The sequence below is a fragment of the Streptococcus sp. SP8 genome, from assembly GCF_030440045.1.
GTDB lineage: Bacteria > Bacillota > Bacilli > Lactobacillales > Streptococcaceae > Streptococcus > Streptococcus parasanguinis_I.
Genome location: NZ_JAQFJL010000003.1, coordinates 103,883 through 121,728, shown reverse-complemented (window position 1 = coordinate 121,728; position 17,846 = coordinate 103,883). Strand labels below are relative to the sequence as shown.

Annotated in this window: 31 protein-coding genes; all 31 read right to left on the bottom strand. The window is 40.8% G+C overall.

Annotated features, from left to right (window positions below):
• Nucleotides 1-220: 220 nt before the first annotated feature.
• Nucleotides 221-1,492: a gamma-glutamylcysteine synthetase gene (locus PCY11_RS05040; RefSeq protein WP_301362548.1), complete on the bottom strand. Its 1,272-nt coding sequence runs from the start codon at nucleotides 1,490-1,492 to the stop codon at nucleotides 221-223.
• A 253-nt stretch (nucleotides 1,493-1,745) separates the two neighbouring features.
• A complete protein-coding gene (gene rplQ, locus PCY11_RS05035; RefSeq protein ID WP_003002399.1) occupies nucleotides 1,746-2,132 on the bottom strand; it encodes a 50S ribosomal protein L17 in 387 nt (128 codons plus the stop codon).
• An 11-nt stretch (nucleotides 2,133-2,143) separates the two neighbouring features.
• On the bottom strand, nucleotides 2,144-3,082 hold the full coding sequence (locus PCY11_RS05030; protein ID WP_003009635.1) for a DNA-directed RNA polymerase subunit alpha: 939 nt from the start codon (nucleotides 3,080-3,082) through the stop codon (nucleotides 2,144-2,146).
• A gap of 45 nt (nucleotides 3,083-3,127) precedes the next feature.
• The gene (gene rpsK / locus PCY11_RS05025) at nucleotides 3,128-3,511 is read right to left on the bottom strand and encodes a 30S ribosomal protein S11 (protein WP_003002390.1); all 384 of its coding nucleotides are present in this window, start codon (nucleotides 3,509-3,511) and stop codon (nucleotides 3,128-3,130) included.
• Nucleotides 3,512-3,534: 23 nt separating this feature from the next.
• Nucleotides 3,535-3,900, bottom strand: coding sequence for a 30S ribosomal protein S13 (gene rpsM, locus PCY11_RS05020; protein ID WP_003009631.1), 366 nt, complete (start codon nucleotides 3,898-3,900; stop codon nucleotides 3,535-3,537).
• Nucleotides 3,901-3,917: 17 nt separating this feature from the next.
• A complete protein-coding gene (rpmJ, locus tag PCY11_RS05015; RefSeq protein ID WP_001808836.1) occupies nucleotides 3,918-4,034 on the bottom strand; it encodes a 50S ribosomal protein L36 in 117 nt (38 codons plus the stop codon).
• 23 nt (nucleotides 4,035-4,057) lie between these two features.
• A complete protein-coding gene (infA, locus tag PCY11_RS05010) occupies nucleotides 4,058-4,276 on the bottom strand; it encodes a translation initiation factor IF-1 (RefSeq protein ID WP_001029883.1) in 219 nt (72 codons plus the stop codon).
• Nucleotides 4,277-4,392: 116 nt separating this feature from the next.
• Nucleotides 4,393-5,031: an adenylate kinase gene (locus PCY11_RS05005; protein WP_021154254.1), complete on the bottom strand. Its 639-nt coding sequence runs from the start codon at nucleotides 5,029-5,031 to the stop codon at nucleotides 4,393-4,395.
• Between the two features lie 96 nt (nucleotides 5,032-5,127).
• Nucleotides 5,128-6,438 carry a preprotein translocase subunit SecY gene (secY, locus tag PCY11_RS05000; protein ID WP_301362547.1) on the bottom strand — a complete coding sequence of 437 codons (1,311 nt, stop codon included), beginning with the start codon at nucleotides 6,436-6,438 and terminating at the stop codon, nucleotides 5,128-5,130.
• A gap of 12 nt (nucleotides 6,439-6,450) precedes the next feature.
• Nucleotides 6,451-6,891, bottom strand: coding sequence for a 50S ribosomal protein L15 (rplO, locus tag PCY11_RS04995; protein ID WP_003002405.1), 441 nt, complete (start codon nucleotides 6,889-6,891; stop codon nucleotides 6,451-6,453).
• Nucleotides 6,892-7,036: 145 nt separating this feature from the next.
• Nucleotides 7,037-7,219 carry a 50S ribosomal protein L30 gene (rpmD, locus tag PCY11_RS04990; protein ID WP_002894509.1) on the bottom strand — a complete coding sequence of 61 codons (183 nt, stop codon included), beginning with the start codon at nucleotides 7,217-7,219 and terminating at the stop codon, nucleotides 7,037-7,039.
• Nucleotides 7,220-7,233: 14 nt separating this feature from the next.
• Nucleotides 7,234-7,728, bottom strand: coding sequence for a 30S ribosomal protein S5 (gene rpsE / locus PCY11_RS04985; protein WP_003009617.1), 495 nt, complete (start codon nucleotides 7,726-7,728; stop codon nucleotides 7,234-7,236).
• A 17-nt stretch (nucleotides 7,729-7,745) separates the two neighbouring features.
• Nucleotides 7,746-8,102, bottom strand: coding sequence for a 50S ribosomal protein L18 (gene rplR, locus PCY11_RS04980; RefSeq protein ID WP_003010871.1), 357 nt, complete (start codon nucleotides 8,100-8,102; stop codon nucleotides 7,746-7,748).
• An 83-nt stretch (nucleotides 8,103-8,185) separates the two neighbouring features.
• Entirely contained in the window at nucleotides 8,186-8,722 is a 537-nt protein-coding gene (gene rplF, locus PCY11_RS04975; protein WP_003009612.1) for a 50S ribosomal protein L6, read from the bottom strand.
• A gap of 189 nt (nucleotides 8,723-8,911) precedes the next feature.
• Nucleotides 8,912-9,310, bottom strand: coding sequence for a 30S ribosomal protein S8 (rpsH, locus tag PCY11_RS04970; RefSeq protein ID WP_003010897.1), 399 nt, complete (start codon nucleotides 9,308-9,310; stop codon nucleotides 8,912-8,914).
• 283 nt (nucleotides 9,311-9,593) lie between these two features.
• A complete protein-coding gene (locus PCY11_RS04965; RefSeq protein ID WP_001085699.1) occupies nucleotides 9,594-9,779 on the bottom strand; it encodes a type Z 30S ribosomal protein S14 in 186 nt (61 codons plus the stop codon).
• Between the two features lie 17 nt (nucleotides 9,780-9,796).
• Nucleotides 9,797-10,339 (bottom strand): 50S ribosomal protein L5, encoded by a 543-nt coding sequence (rplE, locus tag PCY11_RS04960; RefSeq protein ID WP_003009606.1) that lies wholly within the window; start codon nucleotides 10,337-10,339, stop codon nucleotides 9,797-9,799.
• Between the two features lie 23 nt (nucleotides 10,340-10,362).
• A complete protein-coding gene (gene rplX / locus PCY11_RS04955; protein ID WP_003002315.1) occupies nucleotides 10,363-10,668 on the bottom strand; it encodes a 50S ribosomal protein L24 in 306 nt (101 codons plus the stop codon).
• Between the two features lie 74 nt (nucleotides 10,669-10,742).
• Nucleotides 10,743-11,111 (bottom strand): 50S ribosomal protein L14, encoded by a 369-nt coding sequence (rplN, locus tag PCY11_RS04950; RefSeq protein ID WP_003002384.1) that lies wholly within the window; start codon nucleotides 11,109-11,111, stop codon nucleotides 10,743-10,745.
• A gap of 25 nt (nucleotides 11,112-11,136) precedes the next feature.
• Nucleotides 11,137-11,397: a 30S ribosomal protein S17 gene (rpsQ, locus tag PCY11_RS04945; protein ID WP_003009600.1), complete on the bottom strand. Its 261-nt coding sequence runs from the start codon at nucleotides 11,395-11,397 to the stop codon at nucleotides 11,137-11,139.
• A 23-nt stretch (nucleotides 11,398-11,420) separates the two neighbouring features.
• The gene (gene rpmC / locus PCY11_RS04940) at nucleotides 11,421-11,627 is read right to left on the bottom strand and encodes a 50S ribosomal protein L29 (protein WP_003002350.1); all 207 of its coding nucleotides are present in this window, start codon (nucleotides 11,625-11,627) and stop codon (nucleotides 11,421-11,423) included.
• A 9-nt stretch (nucleotides 11,628-11,636) separates the two neighbouring features.
• Nucleotides 11,637-12,050 (bottom strand): 50S ribosomal protein L16, encoded by a 414-nt coding sequence (gene rplP / locus PCY11_RS04935; protein ID WP_000960947.1) that lies wholly within the window; start codon nucleotides 12,048-12,050, stop codon nucleotides 11,637-11,639.
• A gap of 3 nt (nucleotides 12,051-12,053) precedes the next feature.
• Nucleotides 12,054-12,707: a 30S ribosomal protein S3 gene (gene rpsC, locus PCY11_RS04930; RefSeq protein ID WP_003002336.1), complete on the bottom strand. Its 654-nt coding sequence runs from the start codon at nucleotides 12,705-12,707 to the stop codon at nucleotides 12,054-12,056.
• A gap of 12 nt (nucleotides 12,708-12,719) precedes the next feature.
• A complete protein-coding gene (gene rplV, locus PCY11_RS04925; protein WP_000818139.1) occupies nucleotides 12,720-13,064 on the bottom strand; it encodes a 50S ribosomal protein L22 in 345 nt (114 codons plus the stop codon).
• 11 nt (nucleotides 13,065-13,075) lie between these two features.
• A complete protein-coding gene (rpsS, locus tag PCY11_RS04920) occupies nucleotides 13,076-13,357 on the bottom strand; it encodes a 30S ribosomal protein S19 (protein ID WP_000533766.1) in 282 nt (93 codons plus the stop codon).
• A gap of 96 nt (nucleotides 13,358-13,453) precedes the next feature.
• Nucleotides 13,454-14,287: a 50S ribosomal protein L2 gene (rplB, locus tag PCY11_RS04915; protein ID WP_000512900.1), complete on the bottom strand. Its 834-nt coding sequence runs from the start codon at nucleotides 14,285-14,287 to the stop codon at nucleotides 13,454-13,456.
• 17 nt (nucleotides 14,288-14,304) lie between these two features.
• Entirely contained in the window at nucleotides 14,305-14,601 is a 297-nt protein-coding gene (locus PCY11_RS04910; protein WP_003009593.1) for a 50S ribosomal protein L23, read from the bottom strand.
• Nucleotides 14,601-15,224 carry a 50S ribosomal protein L4 gene (gene rplD, locus PCY11_RS04905; protein WP_003009591.1) on the bottom strand — a complete coding sequence of 208 codons (624 nt, stop codon included), beginning with the start codon at nucleotides 15,222-15,224 and terminating at the stop codon, nucleotides 14,601-14,603. The genes PCY11_RS04910 and rplD overlap by 1 nt, the downstream gene beginning before the upstream one ends.
• Before the next feature lie 24 nt (nucleotides 15,225-15,248).
• Nucleotides 15,249-15,875: a 50S ribosomal protein L3 gene (rplC, locus tag PCY11_RS04900; RefSeq protein ID WP_003010846.1), complete on the bottom strand. Its 627-nt coding sequence runs from the start codon at nucleotides 15,873-15,875 to the stop codon at nucleotides 15,249-15,251.
• 81 nt (nucleotides 15,876-15,956) lie between these two features.
• Complete coding sequence (gene rpsJ / locus PCY11_RS04895) at nucleotides 15,957-16,265, bottom strand: 30S ribosomal protein S10 (RefSeq protein ID WP_003009585.1); 309 nt, start codon at nucleotides 16,263-16,265, stop codon at nucleotides 15,957-15,959.
• 432 nt (nucleotides 16,266-16,697) lie between these two features.
• A complete protein-coding gene (gene tgt / locus PCY11_RS04890; protein ID WP_003010858.1) occupies nucleotides 16,698-17,840 on the bottom strand; it encodes a tRNA guanosine(34) transglycosylase Tgt in 1,143 nt (380 codons plus the stop codon).
• Between the last annotated feature and the right edge of the window lie 6 nt (nucleotides 17,841-17,846).

Genomic DNA, 17,846 nt, shown 5'->3' with positions numbered 1-17,846 from the left:
TTTATTGTTTTTTATTGTTCAGTTACTACAACTTTTGTTGTAGCGCCCTGCACATTGGTTCGTCTTGTTCAGTTTTCAAAGGTCTTTGTCGCTCTCGCGCGACAACTATATTAGTATATCATGACCTACCCTTACTGTCAACACTTTTTTCCAAAAAAAATTATTTTTTTGAAAGTTTTTTAAAAGTAATAAAGAAAAGCCTGTATTACAGGCTTTTCTATTATTCTAGTTCTTTGTTAATGATGAGAAATTTTTCTTCTCCGTAACCTCTTTTCATTAAACCTGCTTCAGCTATGTCTAGAAGATCTTTTGAAAAGGATTGGATCGCTTCTTTTTCTTCTTTACTTAGAATTTTCTTTGAATATTTCTTTCTAAGTTTTCGATAGTCCTGTTCTTCATTTTTAAAAAATGAAGAATCTTCTAAAAAGTTTTCCAGTTTTTCTAATTCTACAAACAAGCCCAACTCAAAGGCAATCGGGGCAAAAGTGGTTTCTAACGGTTGCGTACAAACACTTCTAAATTCCACAGTCCCACGAGCAGTTAAATCTTGAAATTGGTAACTTCGATGTTGTTTTAGATCTTCTTTTACAGGCTTAATTATCTTCTCATTTCCATCAGCCGTATAGGCTGTAATTTCTTTTTGATCTAGATAGTCTTCCACTCGAATTGGTTTAAAATAATAAGATTTCCCCTCTCTAGTTGCCGTAAAAATAGCCGTTCTAGCGAGATTATTAAAAAACTCTTCTTCGCTTTGGTAGTCCTTAGGATAAATCCCTACATTTTCCTTATAATAACCATGTAAGGATTCTTCCCAGAAAATATCTCTGGCAATTTTTGTATCCCAAGCCTCTGCTGAAAATTCTGAGTTAGAAAACAAATATGCTTTTGCTGCTTCAATTTTATTAAAGGCATTAATGATGCGAAGATAGTTATCGCGCCTTACATCCAATTGAGCCTGGTTTCCGCATATAAATGCTCCGTACGAAGGATAGGGGTGTGTTTTCATCCCTGTACCATTCATTGCAAGGAAAGCCATTAACATCTTGTATCGTTCGATTTTCACTGGGCTATTATCATTTTCTTGCCACAGAGGATGGATTCCGTGCCCTTGGATTTCGTGATTATTTTCTTGCAAAATCGGTTGAATAATCTTCAAATAGGCCTCAAAACGTTTGGCCACCTCATTTATAGAACGAGCTCTCTCAAATGCAAATTCAATTGTATTGTAACTCAACTCGAATAGAATACGATCTTTAGAAGAGCAGTGAATCAATTGAATAGGATTTTGTTCGTCATCTATTTTTTCAACTTCAAAATCTGATAAGTTGGCTAAGGTTCGAAAAAGATTTTTCGTCACCTCTATATTTGTTTTGTTTCCATTTGTTTCTACAATCGGAAACTCTAATTCAACTCCGACAAAGAGTTCCGAATCCTCTTTCATATTACTAAGGTACTTCTCTTTTAGTAATTTAATTGCTTGTTGTTTTGTCATTGAATCCTTTTTCTTCTATTGGAGATATGGGTTCCATTATATCATTTTTTGCTATTCTCGACTACTCACGAAAGCAAGACAAAACGCCTGCTTACGAAATTGTTTTAAATTAAAGCAATTTCGTAAACAAGCGTCTACCATTCATTCAATATGATGAGTGTTCCCGCTGGGGAAAATCCCCAGCGGTAGACCAGAGCTAGACTAAGAATAACAGTGTATTCCATCATCATAACACTCAACAAAATTGATGATATTATACCAATTCGATGATAGCCATTGGCGCAGCATCACCACGACGTGGTTCAGTTTTAAGGATACGAGTATATCCACCATTGCGCTCAGCATAACGAGGTGCTAATTCAGAGAACAATTTTTGAAGTGCAGTTGTTTCTGAGTATTTACCTGTTTCTTCATCAAAGTTTTGTGATGCAACTTCGTTACGTACGAATGCAGCAGCTTGACGACGTGCATGCAAATCACCACGTTTACCCAAAGTAATCATTTTTTCAACTGATTTACGGATTTCTTTCGCACGTGCTTCAGTTGTTACAATTGCTTCATTGATGATAAGATCTGTAGTCAAATCGCGAAGCATCGCTTTACGTTGTGAGCTAGTGCGTCCTAGTTTACGGTAAGCCATGTATTCCTCCTCTATTTATCGTTTTTTAACCCAAGGCCTAAGTCGGCAAGTTTGATTTTAACTTCTTCAAGACTCTTACGTCCCAAGTTACGAACTTTCATCATTTCTGCTTCTGATTTTTCAGTCAAATCGTAAACAGTATTAATGCCAGCACGTTTCAAACAGTTATATGAACGAACTGAAAGATCTAATTCTTCGATCGTACGTTCTAAAATGCGATCATCAGAAGTTGTATCCACTTCCTTCATAACATCTGTTGCAATAGCAATTTCAGTTAAGTTTGTGAATAGATTTAGGTGTTCTGTCAAAATACGAGCAGACAAACCTAAGGCATCTTCTGGAATGATTGTCCCATTTGTCAAAATTTCAAGGGTTAGCTTGTCAAAGCCATCGTTGCTACCAACGCGTGCTGGTTCAACTTGGTAATTGACTTTAGTCACTGGCGTATAGATTGAATCTACAGCAAGTGTTCCCACTGGTGCATCATCTTTTTTGTTTTGATCAGCTGGAACATAGCCACGTCCACTGTTTACAGTAAGCGTTGCTTTCAAAGATGCTCCTTCTCCGATTGTAAATAGATAATGATCAGGGTTTACAATTTCGATGTCACTATCAGTAAGAATATCTCCAGCAGTTACTTCTGCAGGTCCTTCTACATCAAGTTCAATAATCTTTTCGTCTTGGACGTAAGATTTAACGGCGATTCCTTTAACGTTAAGAATAATTTGCATAACGTCTTCACGGACTCCTGGAACGGTATCAAATTCGTGGAGTACACCTTCAATGTTGATTGAAGTGACAGCTGCACCTGGAAGTGAAGCCAGAAGTACACGACGAAGTGAGTTTCCAAGTGTTGTACCATAGCCACGTTCAAGTGGTTCTACGACAAACACGCCATAATCTTTGTTTTCATCAATTTTTGTTATATTTGGTTTTTCAAACTCAATCATTTGCTATACTCCCTCTTAAACGAAAAGCTGTGTAATTGTTGATGATTATACACGGCGACGTTTTGGAGGACGAGCACCATTGTGTGGTACAGGAGTTACATCGCGGATTGCAGTTACTTCAAGACCAGCAGCAGCAAGTGCACGAATAGCAGACTCACGACCTGAACCAGGACCTTTAACAGTTACTTCAACAGATTTAAGTCCGTGTTCTTGAGCAGCTTTTGCAGCAGCTTCTGATGCCATTTGAGCAGCAAATGGTGTAGATTTACGAGAACCTTTAAATCCAAGTGCACCTGCAGATGACCAAGCGATTGCGTTACCATGCACATCAGTAATCATAACAATTGTGTTGTTAAATGTAGCGTGAATATGAGCAATACCAGATTCGATATTCTTTTTCACACGACGTTTACGTGTTGGTTTAGCCAAGATTTTTACCTCCTTATTTTATTTTATTTTTTCTTACCTGCAATCGCAACAGCTTTACCTTTACGAGTGCGAGCATTGTTTTTAGTGTTTTGTCCACGAACTGGAAGTCCACGACGGTGACGGATACCACGGTATGAACCGATTTCCATCAAGCGTTTGATGTTCAAGTTTACTTCACGACGAAGGTCACCTTCAACTTTGATTGCGTCAACTTCACGACGGATAGCATCTTCTTGATCTGGTGTAAGATCGCGAACACGAATATCTTCAGAAACGCCTGCAGCAGCAAGGATTTTCTTAGATGTTGGAAGTCCGATACCGTACACATAAGTCAATGAAATTACTACACGTTTGTCATTCGGAATGTCAACTCCAGCAATACGAGCCATGTTTTCTCCTTTCTATCTTATCCTTGACGTTGTTTGTGTTTTGGATTTGCTGGGCAAATTACCATAACACGACCATTACGACGAATTACTTTACAGTATTCGCAAATTGGTTTGACCGATGGTCTTACTTTCATTTTTATCCCTCCAAGTTTTTCGATTATTTAAAGCGGTATGTGATACGTCCACGTGTCAAATCGTACGGACTCATCTCCACTGTAACACGATCTCCCGCTAAAATACGAATATAGTTTTTACGAATTTTACCAGAAACTGTTGCTAAAATCTGATGTCCATTTTCAAGTTCAACCGTAAACATAGCATTCGGCATTGTATCGACTACTTTGCCTTCTACTTCAATCACATCGTCTTTTGCCACGCAAAAGTACCTCCATAAATTTCGATTCATTCCTCTGAGCACAGAGGTAACAATTATAAGTCAGACTAACTAATTGTAACACTAGTTGTCCAATATTGCAAGCATGAAAAACGCTTTTATTTCAAATTTGACAAGACTTTTTCAATGTCTGAAAATACATCATTGATATCTTGGTTTCCTTGGATGTCATGTACGAGTCCTTTTGAACGATAAAATTCAATGATTGGTTCACCTTGGGCAATATTAACATCCAAACGACGTTTTACTGTCTCAGGTTTATCATCTTCACGTTGGTAGTAATCTTCCTCTTTGTAATCAACTGGTGGATTGAATACTTTATGGAAAGTTTCTCCAGTTTGACGATGAATGATACGTCCGCTCAAACGCTCTAAAAGACTGTCTGGATTTACTTCGATGTTGATAACACCTTCAAGCTCAATACCAAGTTCAGCCAATGTTTTATCTAAAGCATGAGCTTGCTCAATGGTACGTGGATATCCGTCTAACAAGAAACCTGTTTCTTTAATATCATCTTGAGCAAGGCGTTCTTTTACAATTCCATTGGTTACTTCATCTGGTACCAACTCACCTTTATCAATGTATGATTTTGCAAGCACACCCATTTCAGTTTGGTTAGCCATCGCTGCGCGGAACATATCTCCAGTGGAGATATGCGCTACGTGAAATTCTTCAACGATTTTAGCTGCTTGAGTTCCTTTACCTGCTCCAGGCAACCCCATAATTAAAAGATTCATGATGAATTCTCCTTATTTTGTTTTTAAATGGAAGCAGGAGCGAATTCCTATTTCCATTTAAAAACAAAATAGAAGGCTGACAAAGTCAACCTTATTCTATTCTGTTGTTGTGTCCATAAATCCGACATACTTACGTTTTAATAAGTAGCCTTCTAATTGTTTCATTCCCTCAATACCTGTTGAAATAATGATTAACAAACTAGTTCCTCCAAGAGCCACTGCATCTGTCAAACCAAATAAATCTCGAGCCAGGATTGGAATGATGGTAATAAAGCCAAGGAATACTGATCCGACGCTTGCTAAACGACGTAGCAAACGAGACATAAACTCTTCTGTCCCCTTACCAGGGCGGACGCCTGGGATATAGGCACCACTCTTTTGAAGGTTTTCTGCCGTTTTTTCAGGATTGATCTGAACAAACGTGTAGAAGAAGGTGAAGAGAATGATCAATAAGGCATACATTGCCACACCAGTTGGTGTGTTTGTAGCCAACATGGCTTGAGTTGTTTTCACCCATCCTGCATTGTAACCCATAGCGCTAATCACTTGGAAAATTGCAGCAGGCGCTGCTGTAATCGAACTAGCGAAGATGACAGGAATAACTCCTGCTGGGTTTACTTTCAAAGGTAGGTAAGAACTTGATGGAGCTCCTTGTGCAATCTTTGTATATTGGATTGGAATCTTGTATTGTGCTTGCTCCACAAAGGTTGTAAAGTAAACAATAACCAAGACAGCAAGGATTAATACCCCAACAAAAATGAGGGAATTGGTCATTTGACCAGAACGAACATTCACAAATGCATTTTCATAGATTTCTTTAATCATCTCAGGAATTGATGACACAATCCCTGCAAAGATAATCATTGAAACACCATTACCGTACCCTTTATCTGTGATTTGTTCTCCAAGCCAAGTCACAATCATGGAACCGGTCGTCAGAATCGCACCGATTAATAGATAGGTCTTGGTATTTGGAGTTGCGACTAATTTCGCCTGAGACAAAGTGTGGAAGGTGGCTGTAATCCCGATGGATTGAACAAAGGCTAGAACCAAAGAAATATAGCGTGTTGCTTGGTTGAGCTTTCTTCGACCAACTTCCCCTTGTTTGCCCCATTCAACAAACTTAGGCAACAGATCCATTTGCAAAAGTTGCACGACGATCGAAGCTGTAATGTATGGGCTAACCCCTAATGCGAAAACTGAGAAGTTCCTCATGGCATTCCCAGAAACCAAACTGAGCATGTTCAAGAAGGACACATCTTGAAGGTTGTTCAGAATTTTCGCATTTACACCAGGCACTGTAATCGTGGTCCCAATGCGGAAAACAAGAATGATGAAGATCGTAAATAAAATCTTCGACCGTACTTGTTTCACCTTAAATGCATCTTTTAATAATTTAAAAAACATAGGTCACCTCACTTAGATGACTTCAACTGAACCACCTTTAGCAGTGATAGCTTCTTCAGCTGATTTAGAGAATTTAGCTGCTTTAACAGTCAACTTCTTAGTCAATTCTCCGTTACCAAGAATTTTGATACCTGATTTTTCAGCTTTTACAATTCCTGATTCTACAAGTACTACTGGAGTTACTTCAGCACCATCTTCAAAGGCGTTCAATTGATCAAGGTTCACAATAGCATATTCTTTAGCGTTGATGTTTGTAAATCCACGTTTTGGAAGACGACGGAACAATGGAGTTTGTCCACCTTCAAAACCAAGACGTACACCGCCACCGCTACGAGCTTTTTGACCTTTTTGACCACGGCCAGAAGTTTTACCATTACCAGATGAAGTACCACGACCAACACGGTTGCGGACTTTACGTGAACCTGTAGCAGGTTGTAATTCATGAAGTTTCATTATTTATTTTCTCCTCTTTTGTAAATTGCTAACGCATGTAATCAGGAAAAGGTGTCCTAACTACAAACTCGCCTATACTTATATTTAGTTTTAGGGGATGAGAATCTCTCATACCCCTGAAAACTTTGTTTCTATTTTAAATAGATTATTTTACTTCTTCAACTGTTACCAAGTGAGATACAGCAGTGATCATACCACGTACTGCTGGGTTATCTTCTTTAATAACAGAGCTGTTCAATTTGCCAAGTCCAAGTGCTACAACAGTTTTACGTTGTGACGGGATGCGTCCGATTGGAGACTTAGTCAAAGTAATTTTAATTTGAGCCATTTGAATCTCCTTTCTTAAGCCAAGTCAGAAACTGAAATACCACGAAGGGCAGCAACTTCATCAGCACGTTTCAATTGTGCCAAACCGTTAACAGTTGCACGAACGATGTTGATTGGAGTGTTTGATCCAAGTGATTTAGATGTAACATCTGCAATACCTGCCAATTCGACAACGGCACGAACTGCTCCACCTGCAGCAACCCCAGCCCCTTCGATAGCTGGTTTCAACAATACACGAGCTCCACCAAATACTGATGTTACTTCGTGTGGAATTGTTGTTCCAACCATAGGAACTTCGATCAAGTTTTTCTTAGCATCTTCAACAGCCTTACGGATTGCTTCTGGAACTTCTTGAGCTTTACCAGTACCAAATCCAACACGGCCATTACGGTCACCAACAACTACAAGAGCTGCAAAACGAAGACGACGTCCACCTTTAACAACTTTTGTTACACGGTTGATGGCAACTACGCGTTCTTCAAGTTCAACTGCATTATCTTTAAATGCCATTTTCTAGTGTCCTCCTATTAGAATTTCAATCCGTTTTCACGAGCTGCATCAGCCAAAGCTTTAACACGTCCGTGATATAGATATCCACCGCGGTCGAACACCACTTCAGAAATACCTTTAGCAACTGCACGTTCAGCAACAAGTTTGCCGACAACAACGGCTTGTTCAGTTTTAGTTCCTTTTGAAACTTCTTTGTCAAGAGTTGAAGCGCTTGCGAGCGTTACACCCGCTACGTCATCAATTACTTGAGCGTAGATGCCTGTATTAGAACGGAATACGTTCAAACGTGGGCGATCAGCAGTTCCAGAGAGTTTTCCGCGAACGCGACGGTGGCGTTTTTGACGGATTTTGTTTTTATCTGGTTTCGAAATCACAATTTTCACCTCTTAATTTTAAAATCATGTGCTAAGCACTGAGTTGGTAAGATGAAGGTTGGTTGAAAAACAACCAAACTACATTATTTACCTGTTTTACCTTCTTTGCGGCGAACGTATTCACCAACATAACGGATCCCTTTACCTTTGTATGGTTCAGGTGAACGAAGGCTACGTACATAAGCAGCTGTTTGACCAACTACTTCTTTTGAAATTCCGCTAACAACGATTGTTGTTGGGTTTGGAAGTTCAAAAGTAATTCCTTCTGGAGCTTCAACTTCGTCTGGGTGTGATTTACCAACAGCCAAAACAAGTTTTGATCCTTGAAGTTGTGCACGGTATCCAACCCCGCGCATTTCAAGTTCTTTCTTGAATCCTTCTGATACACCAGTAACCATGTTGTTCAAAAGGGCACGAGTTGTTCCGTGGATTGTTTTCATTTCTTTTGAATCGTTTGGACGGTGAAGTGTTACTTCAGTACCTTCCACACGGATTTCAATATCTTTTGAGAACTCACGAGTAAGTTCTCCTTTAGGTCCTTTTACAGTTACAACGTTGTCATTGTTAGTGATTTCAACACCAGCAGGCAACACGATAACTTTATTACCAATACGTGACATGTTTTTTATTCTCCTGTTAAATTGTCAGGCCTTTACGGGCCAGTTTTCACGGGGTTTAAATCTTTTTGATTTAAAAGTTAATGTTTAGGTCTCATTTTCTAAGTGAATCAAGGCATTGTCTCGCAGACATAACTTTGGGTTAGGCAAGAGACAATAACGAAGAGTCACAACGAAATTGGGAACTAAATATTACCAAACGTAAGCGATAACTTCCCCACCAACGTTCTTTTGGCGTGCTTCTTTATCAGTAAGCAAACCTTCAGAAGTTGAAAGGATAGCAATTCCAAGTCCGTTAAGAACTTTTGGAAGATCTTCACGTTTTTTGTAAACACGCAAACCTGGTTTAGATACACGTTTCAAGTTTGTGATAACTTTTTCACCGTTTTGTCCGTATTTCAAGAATACACGGATGATGCCTTGTTTGTCATCTTCGATGAATTCAACGTTTTTTACAAAACCTTCGCGTTTAAGGATTTCAGCAATCCCTTTTTTGATGTTTGATGCAGGTACTTCAAGTACTTCGTGTTTTGCTTGGTTAGCGTTACGAATACGTGTAAGGAAGTCTGCGATTGGGTCAGTCATAACCATTATAATTTCTCCTCTTACTAGTAGTTTGCAAGTTGCACTTGCTAGTTAATACATGATACAGAGAGCGTAACAGCGAGAGCAAAAATAGGCAATTTGATGCAGGAGCGATGCTCCAAAGAAAATTGGTCTTTTTTGCCAAAGCTGTAGCTCGTGTTCAAATTGGCAAGCCCAACTGAACCCGGGCTAAACTCTGTGTGAAAAAGATAAACTTTCCTAGAAACTAAAGTTTCTTCGTCAAGTTTCCTATTTTCACTTAGAGTTTTGACGCCCTAACTATCTTAAATTACCAAGATGCTTTTGTGACACCTGGGATTTGACCTTTGTATGCCAATTCACGGAAGCAAACACGGCAAAGTTTAAACTTGCGGTAAACTGAGTGTGGACGTCCACAACGTTCACAGCGAGTGTATGCTTGAGTAGAGAACTTCGCTGGGCGTTTGTTCTTAGCAATCATAGATTTTTTAGCCATTAGTTTTACCTCCTATATTATTTTGCAAACGGCATACCGAGGCCAGTAAGCAATGCACGTGATTCTTCGTCTGTGTTCGCTGTAGTTACGATTACGATATCCAAACCACGAGTTTTATCAACATCATCAAAGTTGATTTCTGGGAAGATCAATTGTTCTTTCACACCAAGTGTGTAGTTTCCGCGTCCATCAAATGATTTTGTTGGAACACCATGGAAGTCACGTACACGTGGAAGTGAAACTGTTACCAATTTATCCAAGAATTCGTACATACGTTCACCACGAAGGGTAACTTTTGCACCGATCGCAACACCTTCACGAAGACGGAAGCCGGCGATTGATTTTTTAGCCTTAGTGATCAATGGTTTTTGACCTGAGATCAAAGCAAGCTCTTCAGCAGCTTTTTCAAGGTTTTTAGCATTTGATACTGCATCACCGACACCCATGTTCAAAACGATTTTATCAACTTTTGGCACAGCCATAACTGATGAATAGTTGAACTGCTCAGTCAATGATGGTACTACTTCATTAAGGTATTTTTCTTTTAAACGATTAGCCATTATACTTCTCCTTTCCTTCGTGATTAGTCAAGCACTTCGCCTGATTTTTTGTTGTAGCGAACTTTTTTGCCGTCTACAAATTTGTAGCCAACACGTCCAGCAACACCGTTTTTGTCCAAAACTTGAACGTTAGAAGCATGGATTGGAGCTTCTTTTTCAACGATCGCACCTTGAGGGTTTTCGTTATTTGGACGTTGGTGTTTCTTAATGATGTTTACACCTTCTACAACAACTTTATTTACTTTTGGAAGAGCAGTAAGAACAACAGCTTCTACGCCTTTGTCTTTACCAGCAATAACGCGAACTTTGTCGCCTTTTTTTACAAACATTTTATTCTCCTTTTATTCTTACGCCCGATGGGCACCCTGGCTAAGCCAGGGGACTGTGTTTGTTTTTTTATTGATTAAAGTACTTCTGGAGCAAGTGATACGATCTTCATGAAACCACCGTCACGCAATTCACGTGCAACTGGGCCAAAGATACGAGTTCCGCGAGGAGTTTTGTCGTCACGGATGATCACTGCTGCATTTTCGTCGAACTTGATGTATGAACCATCTTTACGACGAGCACCTGATTTAGTACGAACGATAACAGCTTTTACAACGTCACCTTTCTTAACCGCACCACCAGGAGTAGCTTGTTTTACAGATGCAACGATTACATCACCGATGCTCGCGAATTTACGTTTTGAACCACCAAGAACTTTGATTGTCAAGATTTCGCGTGCGCCACTGTTGTCAGCGACTTTCAAACGAGTTTCTGTTTGAATCATTTACGTTTTCTCCTTTCAGGTATGATTAGATGATGACCGCTTTTTCAACGACTTCTACAAGACGGAAGCGTTTTGTAGCTGAAAGCGGACGAGTTTCCATGATACGAACGATATCGCCTTCTTTAGCAACATTGTTTTCATCATGAGCTTTGTATTTTTTAGAATAGTTGATACGTTTACCATAGACTGGGTGGTTACGTTTAGTTTCAACTACAACTGTGATTGTTTTGTCCATTTTGTCAGACACAACGCGTCCAACAAGAACTTTACGATTATTGCGTTCCATTGAAATTCTCCTTCCCTAGTCTATTATTTAGCTTCTGATTGAACAGTTTTGATACGAGCGATTTGTTTTTTCACTTCTTTCAAACGTCCAGTTTGTTCCAATTGACCAGCAGCTGCTTGGAAACGAAGTTCAAACAATTCTTTCTTCAATTCATTTTCACGCTTCGCGAGTTCTTCTTGAGAAAGACCACGAAGTTCTTTAACAAATTCTTTTACTTCTGTAAGTTTCATGACCTCTCCTTATTCTGCTTCACGTTTCACAAATTTAGTTTTAACTGGCAATTTGTGGCTAGCAAGACGAAGTGCTTCGCGCGCGATCTCTTCAGATACACCAGCGATTTCGAACATCACTTTACCACGTTTAACTGGTGCTACCCAACCTTCAGGAGCCCCTTTACCAGATCCCATACGTACCCCGATAGCTTTAGCGGTGTATGATTTGTGTGGGAAAATCTTAATCCAAACTTTACCACCACGTTTCATGTAACGAGTCATGGCGATACGAGCAGCTTCGATTTGACGGTTTGTGATCCAGTGGCTAGTTGTAGCTTGAAGACCGTATTCACCGAATGCTACTTCTTTTCCACCTTTTGCTTCACCGCGCATTTTACCACGGAATTCGCGACGGTGTTTTACACGTTTAGGTACTAACATTGGTTATTTACCTCCTTTAGCGTCTTTACGAGCTGGAAGAACTTCACCACGGTAGATCCATACTTTAACACCAAGTTTACCGTAAGTAGTGTCTGCTTCTTCCCAAGCGTAATCGATATCAGCGCGAAGTGTGTGAAGTGGAACAGTTCCTTCAGAGTATCCTTCTGCACGGGCGATATCTGCACCGTTCAAACGACCTGATACTTGAGTTTTGATTCCTTTAGCTCCAGCACGCATAGCACGTTGGATCGCTTGTTTTTGTGCACGACGGAAAGCAACACGTTGTTCCAATTGACGAGCAATTCCTTCACCAACAAGGTGAGCATCCAAGTCAGGACGTTTGATCTCAATGATGTTGATGTGTACTTGTTTACCAGTCAATTTGTTAAGAGCTGCACGAAGTGCATCAACGTTTGCTCCACCTTTACCGATAACCATACCTGGTTTAGCAGTGTGAAGTGAAACGTTAACTTTGTTTACTGCGCGTTCGATTTCAATAGTTGAAACGGCTGCGTCAGCCAATTCTTTTTGAATGAATTTACGGATTGCAAGATCTTCATGAAGGTAATCCGCGTATTCTTTTTCAGCATACCATTTGGCATCCCAATCACGGATGATACCAACACGCATACCAATTGGATGTACTTTTTGACCCACGAGTTTACCTCCTTATTTTTCTGCAACAGCTACTGTGATGTGAGCTGTACGTTTGTTGATTGGTGAAGCTGAACCTTTCGCACGTGGACGGAAACGTTTCATAGTTGGTCCTTCGTTTGCGAATGCTTCAGATACTACCAAGTTAGCTTTTTCCAAACCAAAGTTGTTTTCAGCGTTTGCTACTGCTGAGTTCAACACTTTAAGGATGATCCCTGCAGCTTTGTTTGGTGTGAATGTCAAAATAGCGATGGCATCGGCTACGCTTTTACCACGGATGTTGTCAAGAACAAGACGTGATTTACGAGGTGAAACACGCACTGTACGAGCCATTGCTTTAGCTGAAGTAATTTCTGCCATTTATGTTCTCCTTATTTTCTACGTGTCTTCTTGTCGTCTGCCGCGTGACCTTTGTAAGTACGAGTTGGTGCAAATTCACCAAGCTTGTGACCTACCATGTCTTCTTGGATGTAGACAGGTACATGTTTACGTCCATCATAAACTGCGATAGTGTATCCGATGAAACTTGGGAAGATCGTTGAACGACGTGACCAAGTTTTAATTACTTTTTTCTTTTCGTCGTTTGCTTGAGCTTCAACTTTTTTCATCAAATGCTCATCGACGAAAGGTCCTTTTTTAAGACTACGTCCCATTTTGTAATTTTCTCCTTTAAAATTTAGTACCACAGCGGCTTGCGCTGCTAAGCAGCGCTACCGAGCTGGCGGAAAGTGTAAGCTAGTTGCTTATGATTATTTTTGGTTGCGACGACGAACGATAAGTTTGTCAGATTTCGCTTTCTTGTTACGAGTTTTAAGACCAAGCGCAGGTTTACCCCAAGGAGTAGATGGCGCTTTACGTCCAACTGGTGCTTTACCTTCACCACCACCGTGTGGGTGATCATTCGGGTTCATTACAGAACCACGAACTGTAGGGCGAACACCTTTCCAGCGGTTACGTCCCGCTTTACCAAGGTTTACAAGTCCATGTTGTTCGTTTCCGACAACACCAACTGTAGCACGGCAAGTTCCAAGAATCATACGAACTTCGCCTGATTGAAGACGAACAAGTACATATTTACCTTCAGAACCCAACACTTGAGCAGAAGCTCCAGCAGCACGTACCAATTCTCCACCTTTACCAGGTTTCAATTCGATGTTGTGGATCAAAGTACCAACTGGGATGTTAGCAAGTGGAAGAGCGTTTCCGACTTTGATATCTGCTTCTGGTCCTGATACGATACGTTGACCTACTTCAAGACCTTTAGGGGCAATGATGTAAGCTTTCACACCGTCAGTGTAGTGTACAAGCGCGATGTTAGCTGAGCGGTTTGGATCGTATTCGATCGTTTTAACGACTGCTTCAACTCCATCTTTGTTACGTTTGAAATCGATCAAACGGTAATGACGTTTATGTCCACCACCTTGGTGACGAACAGTGATACGACCGTTGTTGTTACGACCTGCTTTGTTTTTAAGAGAAACAAGCAAAGTTTTCTCAGGTGTGTTTGTTGTGATTTCAGCGAAATCCAAAGAAGTCATATTACGGCGACCGTTTGTTGTTGGTTTATAAACACGAATTCCCACGATATTTCCTCCTTAGATTATTCAGCTTCAGTAGCAAACAACTCGATTGCTTTAGAATCAGCTGCAAGCGTGATGATAGCTTTTTTAGTTTTTGAAGTAAAACCAGTGTAACGTCCAACGCGTTTTGCTTTAGGTTTTACGTTTACAGTGTTCACATTCGCAACTTTTACACCTTCAAACGCAGCTTCAACAGCTTGTTTGATCAAAAGTTTGTGAGCGCGAGTGTCAACTTCGAATACATATTTGCCTGCTTCAAGTTGAGCCATTGACTTTTCAGTGATAACAGGTTTTTTGATAACATCATACAAATTCATTATGCAAGAACCTCCTCGATTTTAGAGATAGCTGCTTGAGTAACAAGAAGTTTGTCACTATTTGCGATGTCAAGAACACTTGCAGTTGTAGCAGTCGCAACTTTCACGTTTGGAAGGTTACGAGCTGAAAGAGCTGCGAATTCGTTTCCTTCTTCAAGAATAACAAGGACTTTAGAATCGATGCTCAAAGCTGCAAGAACTTTTGCAAATTCAGCAGTTTTTGGAGCTGTAAATTCAAGAGAATCAACGGCTACAAATTTGTTTTCAGCAACTTTTTCTGAGTAAACAGATTTAAGTGCAAGGCGACGAACTTTTTGAGGAAGTTTGTACGCATAGCTACGTGGAGTTGGTCCGAAGACGATTCCACCACCACGCCATTGTGGAGAGCGGATAGAACCTTGACGAGCACGTCCAGTTCCTTTTTGACGCCATGGTTTGCGTCCGCCACCTGAAACGGCTGAACGGTTTTTAACTGCGTGAGTTCCTTGACGAAGGCTAGCACGTTGGCTGATGATCACATCAAATACAACTGCTTGGTTTGGTTCGATACCAAAGATCGCATCGTTAAGAACAACTTCGCCCGCTTGTTTACCAGTTTGGTCGAATAATGTTACATTTGCCATTTTGACTGTATTCCCCTTTCCTTATTATTTACCAGCTTTAACTGCTGACTTGATAGTGATAAGAGATTTCTTAGCACCTGGTACGTTACCTTTGATAAGGATAACGTTCTTTTCTGGAACAACTTGTACAACTTCAAGGTTTTGAATCGTTACACGATCGCCACCCATGCGTCCTGCAAGGTTTTTACCTTTGAATACGCGGTTAGGTGCAACAGGTCCCATAGAACCTGGACGACGGTGGTAACGAGAACCGTGAGCCATAGGTCCACGTGATTGTCCGTGGCGTTTGATAACACCTTGGAAACCTTTACCTTTAGAAGTACCAGTTACATCAACAATGTCTCCAGCTTCGAAAGTGTCAACTGTGATTTCAGCACCAACTTCCAAGCCTTCAACGTTTTTGAATTCACGAATGAAGCGCTTAGGAGCCGTGTTAGCTTTTGCTACATGTCCTTTAGCAGGTTTGTTGCTCAATACTTCGCGTTTGTCATCGAAACCAACTTGGATAGCGTTGTAACCATCTGTTTCAACAGTTTTAACTTGAAGAACAACGTTTGGAGTTGCTTCGATAACTGTTACAGGGATCAATTCGCCAGCTTCAGTGAAGATTTGAGTCATTCCCACTTTTTTCCCTAAGATTCCTTTTGTCATGAGAAAATAGTTCCTTTTCTATAGTTTTTTATTCAAAAAGTTTTTAACGAGCGTTTTTTATGCTCTGGATCAAGCTTTAGATTAAAGTTTGATTTCTACGTTTACACCACTTGGAAGATCCAATTTCATCAAAGCGTCAACTGTTTTTTGAGTTGGGTTGATGATGTCGATCAAACGTTTGTGTGTACGCATTTCGAATTGTTCGCGAGAATCTTTGTATTTGTGAGTCGCACGAATGATTGTGTAGAGGCTACGCTCAGTTGGAAGTGGGATTGGACCCGCAACTTGTGCACCTGTACGAGTAGCTGATTCTACGATTTTTGCAGCCGCCGTGTCGAGTGTACGGTGTTCGTACGCTTTCAAACGGATGCGGATTTTTTTGTTTGCCATCTTTTTCTCCTTTTCGTCTATTTAAGATAATAGGCTAGCTCCACAAGAAAACCGACGCGCGTTGCGTGGCAATGCAACCGAGCGTGTCGCAACCTCTTGCATCAAAGCTAATAGCTGTTTTTCACAGCACCATAGTAGTTTAACACAAACAAAGGCCCAATGCAAGGGATTTGAGAAGATTTTTTTCGTTTTTTTGATGAAAGTGTTTTCGAAAGAAAAAGCGTGCTAAAAAAGTTGCTATTATATAGGAAAAAGGGAGCGAGACAGAACAAATTTATATCCAATTTGTTCATCGTCTCGCCCCCGCAAAGTTGATTAGGTTATCTTTGGAGCTTAACAAGCGAACAAAGATACCAATCAACCACTGCGTCTAGCAGTTATTCCTATTATTCTCAGATGGCTGTCGTCTTTTTTCTTCCTATTTATCTATTTCTAGAAATTCCGTCCTGATTTGTTATAGCCATATTTTTCGACGAAATGCTCACGGAATTCTAAGAGATTGTCATCCATAATGGCTTGACGGACCTGCTTCATGAGGTTGATCAAGAAGTACAGGTTGTGGTAGCTTGTCAAGCGAATGCCGAAGGTCTCATCTGCCTTGAGGAGGTGGCGAAGATAAGCTCGGGTGTAATTCTTACAGGTGTAGCAATCACATTCGGGATCCAGCGGTGTAAAGTCTTCTGCAAATTGCGCATTTTTCACCACCAGACGTCCTTGACTAGTCATACAGGTGCCATTTCGCGCAATTCGCGTCGGCAAGACACAGTCAAACATATCTACTCCACGAATAACGCCATCGATCAGACTGTCTGGAGCTCCTACTCCCATGAGATAGCGTGGCTTGTTCTCTGGTAAGAGCGGAGTTGTGAAATCTAGTACCGCATTCATCTCTTCATGGCTTTCCCCAACAGCTAAGCCGCCGATGGAATAGCCTGGGAAGTCCATGCTGACTAAATCTTGAGCAGACTGACGGCGCAAGTCTTCAAATCCAGCCCCTTGGACAATCCCGAAAAGACCTTGATCATGAGGGCGACGGTGAGCCTTCAGACCACGTTCTGCCCAACGACTGGTCCGTTCGATCGATTTTTTCACATAATCATAGGGTTGATAGAACTGAGGACATTCATCAAAGGACATCATGATGTCACTCCCTAGATTGTTTTGGATGGAGATGGCTTTTTCTGGAGAGAGGAACATCTTCGAGCCGTTGAGGTGGTTTTTAAAAGTTACCCCTTCTTCAGTAATATTGCGGGTATCCGCTAATGAATAGACCTGAAAGCCTCCACTATCTGTTAAAATGGGCTGGTCCCAGTTCATGAACTGGTGCAGTCCTCCTGCTTTTGCGACCAAGTCGTCCCCGGGACGAAGCCAGAGATGGTAGGTGTTGGCCAAGATAATGCCGGAACCCATTTCCTTGAGTTCTTCTGGCGATTGGGTCTTAACGGTTGCCTGAGTCCCTACAGGCATAAACATTGGGGTTGGGAAGGTCCCGTGAGGGGTGATAATTTCTCCCAGACGAGCACCTGTATGCTTTTCTTTTTTGATTAATCGATATTGAATCGGTGAATCTGTCATGGTTAC

Bases quoted from the DNA above. Each gene is read 5' to 3' on its own strand.
- rpsJ (WP_003009585.1), bottom strand. From the start codon at position 16,265: ATGGCAAACAAAAAAATCCGCATCCGTTTGAAAGCGTACGAACACCGT.
- PCY11_RS05030 (WP_003009635.1), bottom strand. From the start codon at position 3,082: ATGATTGAGTTTGAAAAACCAAATATAACAAAAATTGATGAAAACAAA.
- rpmD (WP_002894509.1), bottom strand. From the start codon at position 7,219: ATGGCTCAAATTAAAATTACTTTGACTAAGTCTCCAATCGGACGCATC.
- PCY11_RS04965 (WP_001085699.1), bottom strand. From the start codon at position 9,779: ATGGCTAAAAAATCTATGATTGCTAAGAACAAACGCCCAGCGAAGTTC.
- rplV (WP_000818139.1), bottom strand. From the start codon at position 13,064: ATGGCAGAAATTACTTCAGCTAAAGCAATGGCTCGTACAGTGCGTGTT.
- PCY11_RS05005 (WP_021154254.1), bottom strand. From the start codon at position 5,031: ATGAATCTTTTAATTATGGGGTTGCCTGGAGCAGGTAAAGGAACTCAA.
- rplE (WP_003009606.1), bottom strand. From the start codon at position 10,339: ATGGCTAATCGTTTAAAAGAAAAATACCTTAATGAAGTAGTACCATCA.
- PCY11_RS04910 (WP_003009593.1), bottom strand. From the start codon at position 14,601: ATGAATTTGTATGATGTTATCAAAAAACCTGTTATCACTGAAAAGTCA.
- rplC (WP_003010846.1), bottom strand. From the start codon at position 15,875: ATGACAAAAGGAATCTTAGGGAAAAAAGTGGGAATGACTCAAATCTTC.
- rpmJ (WP_001808836.1), bottom strand. From the start codon at position 4,034: ATGAAAGTAAGACCATCGGTCAAACCAATTTGCGAATACTGTAAAGTA.
- rpsS (WP_000533766.1), bottom strand. From the start codon at position 13,357: ATGGGACGTAGTCTTAAAAAAGGACCTTTCGTCGATGAGCATTTGATG.
- rpmC (WP_003002350.1), bottom strand. From the start codon at position 11,627: ATGAAACTTACAGAAGTAAAAGAATTTGTTAAAGAACTTCGTGGTCTT.
- secY (WP_301362547.1), bottom strand. From the start codon at position 6,438: ATGTTTTTTAAATTATTAAAAGATGCATTTAAGGTGAAACAAGTACGG.
- rplP (WP_000960947.1), bottom strand. From the start codon at position 12,050: ATGTTAGTACCTAAACGTGTAAAACACCGTCGCGAATTCCGTGGTAAA.
- rpsH (WP_003010897.1), bottom strand. From the start codon at position 9,310: ATGGTTATGACTGACCCAATCGCAGACTTCCTTACACGTATTCGTAAC.
- rpsM (WP_003009631.1), bottom strand. From the start codon at position 3,900: ATGGCTCGTATTGCTGGAGTTGACATTCCGAATGACAAACGTGTAGTA.
- rplD (WP_003009591.1), bottom strand. From the start codon at position 15,224: ATGGCAAATGTAACATTATTCGACCAAACTGGTAAACAAGCGGGCGAA.
- PCY11_RS05040 (WP_301362548.1), bottom strand. From the start codon at position 1,492: ATGACAAAACAACAAGCAATTAAATTACTAAAAGAGAAGTACCTTAGT.
- rplF (WP_003009612.1), bottom strand. From the start codon at position 8,722: ATGTCACGTATTGGTAATAAAGTTATCGTGTTGCCTGCTGGTGTTGAA.
- rplQ (WP_003002399.1), bottom strand. From the start codon at position 2,132: ATGGCTTACCGTAAACTAGGACGCACTAGCTCACAACGTAAAGCGATG.
- rplO (WP_003002405.1), bottom strand. From the start codon at position 6,891: ATGAAACTTCATGAATTACAACCTGCTACAGGTTCACGTAAAGTCCGC.
- tgt (WP_003010858.1), bottom strand. From the start codon at position 17,840: ATGACAGATTCACCGATTCAATATCGATTAATCAAAAAAGAAAAGCAT.
- rplN (WP_003002384.1), bottom strand. From the start codon at position 11,111: ATGATTCAAACAGAAACTCGTTTGAAAGTCGCTGACAACAGTGGCGCA.
- rpsE (WP_003009617.1), bottom strand. From the start codon at position 7,728: ATGGCATTTAAAGATAATGCAGTTGAACTTGAAGAACGCGTAGTTGCC.
- rplX (WP_003002315.1), bottom strand. From the start codon at position 10,668: ATGTTTGTAAAAAAAGGCGACAAAGTTCGCGTTATTGCTGGTAAAGAC.
- rpsQ (WP_003009600.1), bottom strand. From the start codon at position 11,397: ATGGAACGCAATAATCGTAAAGTTCTTGTTGGACGCGTTGTGTCTGAC.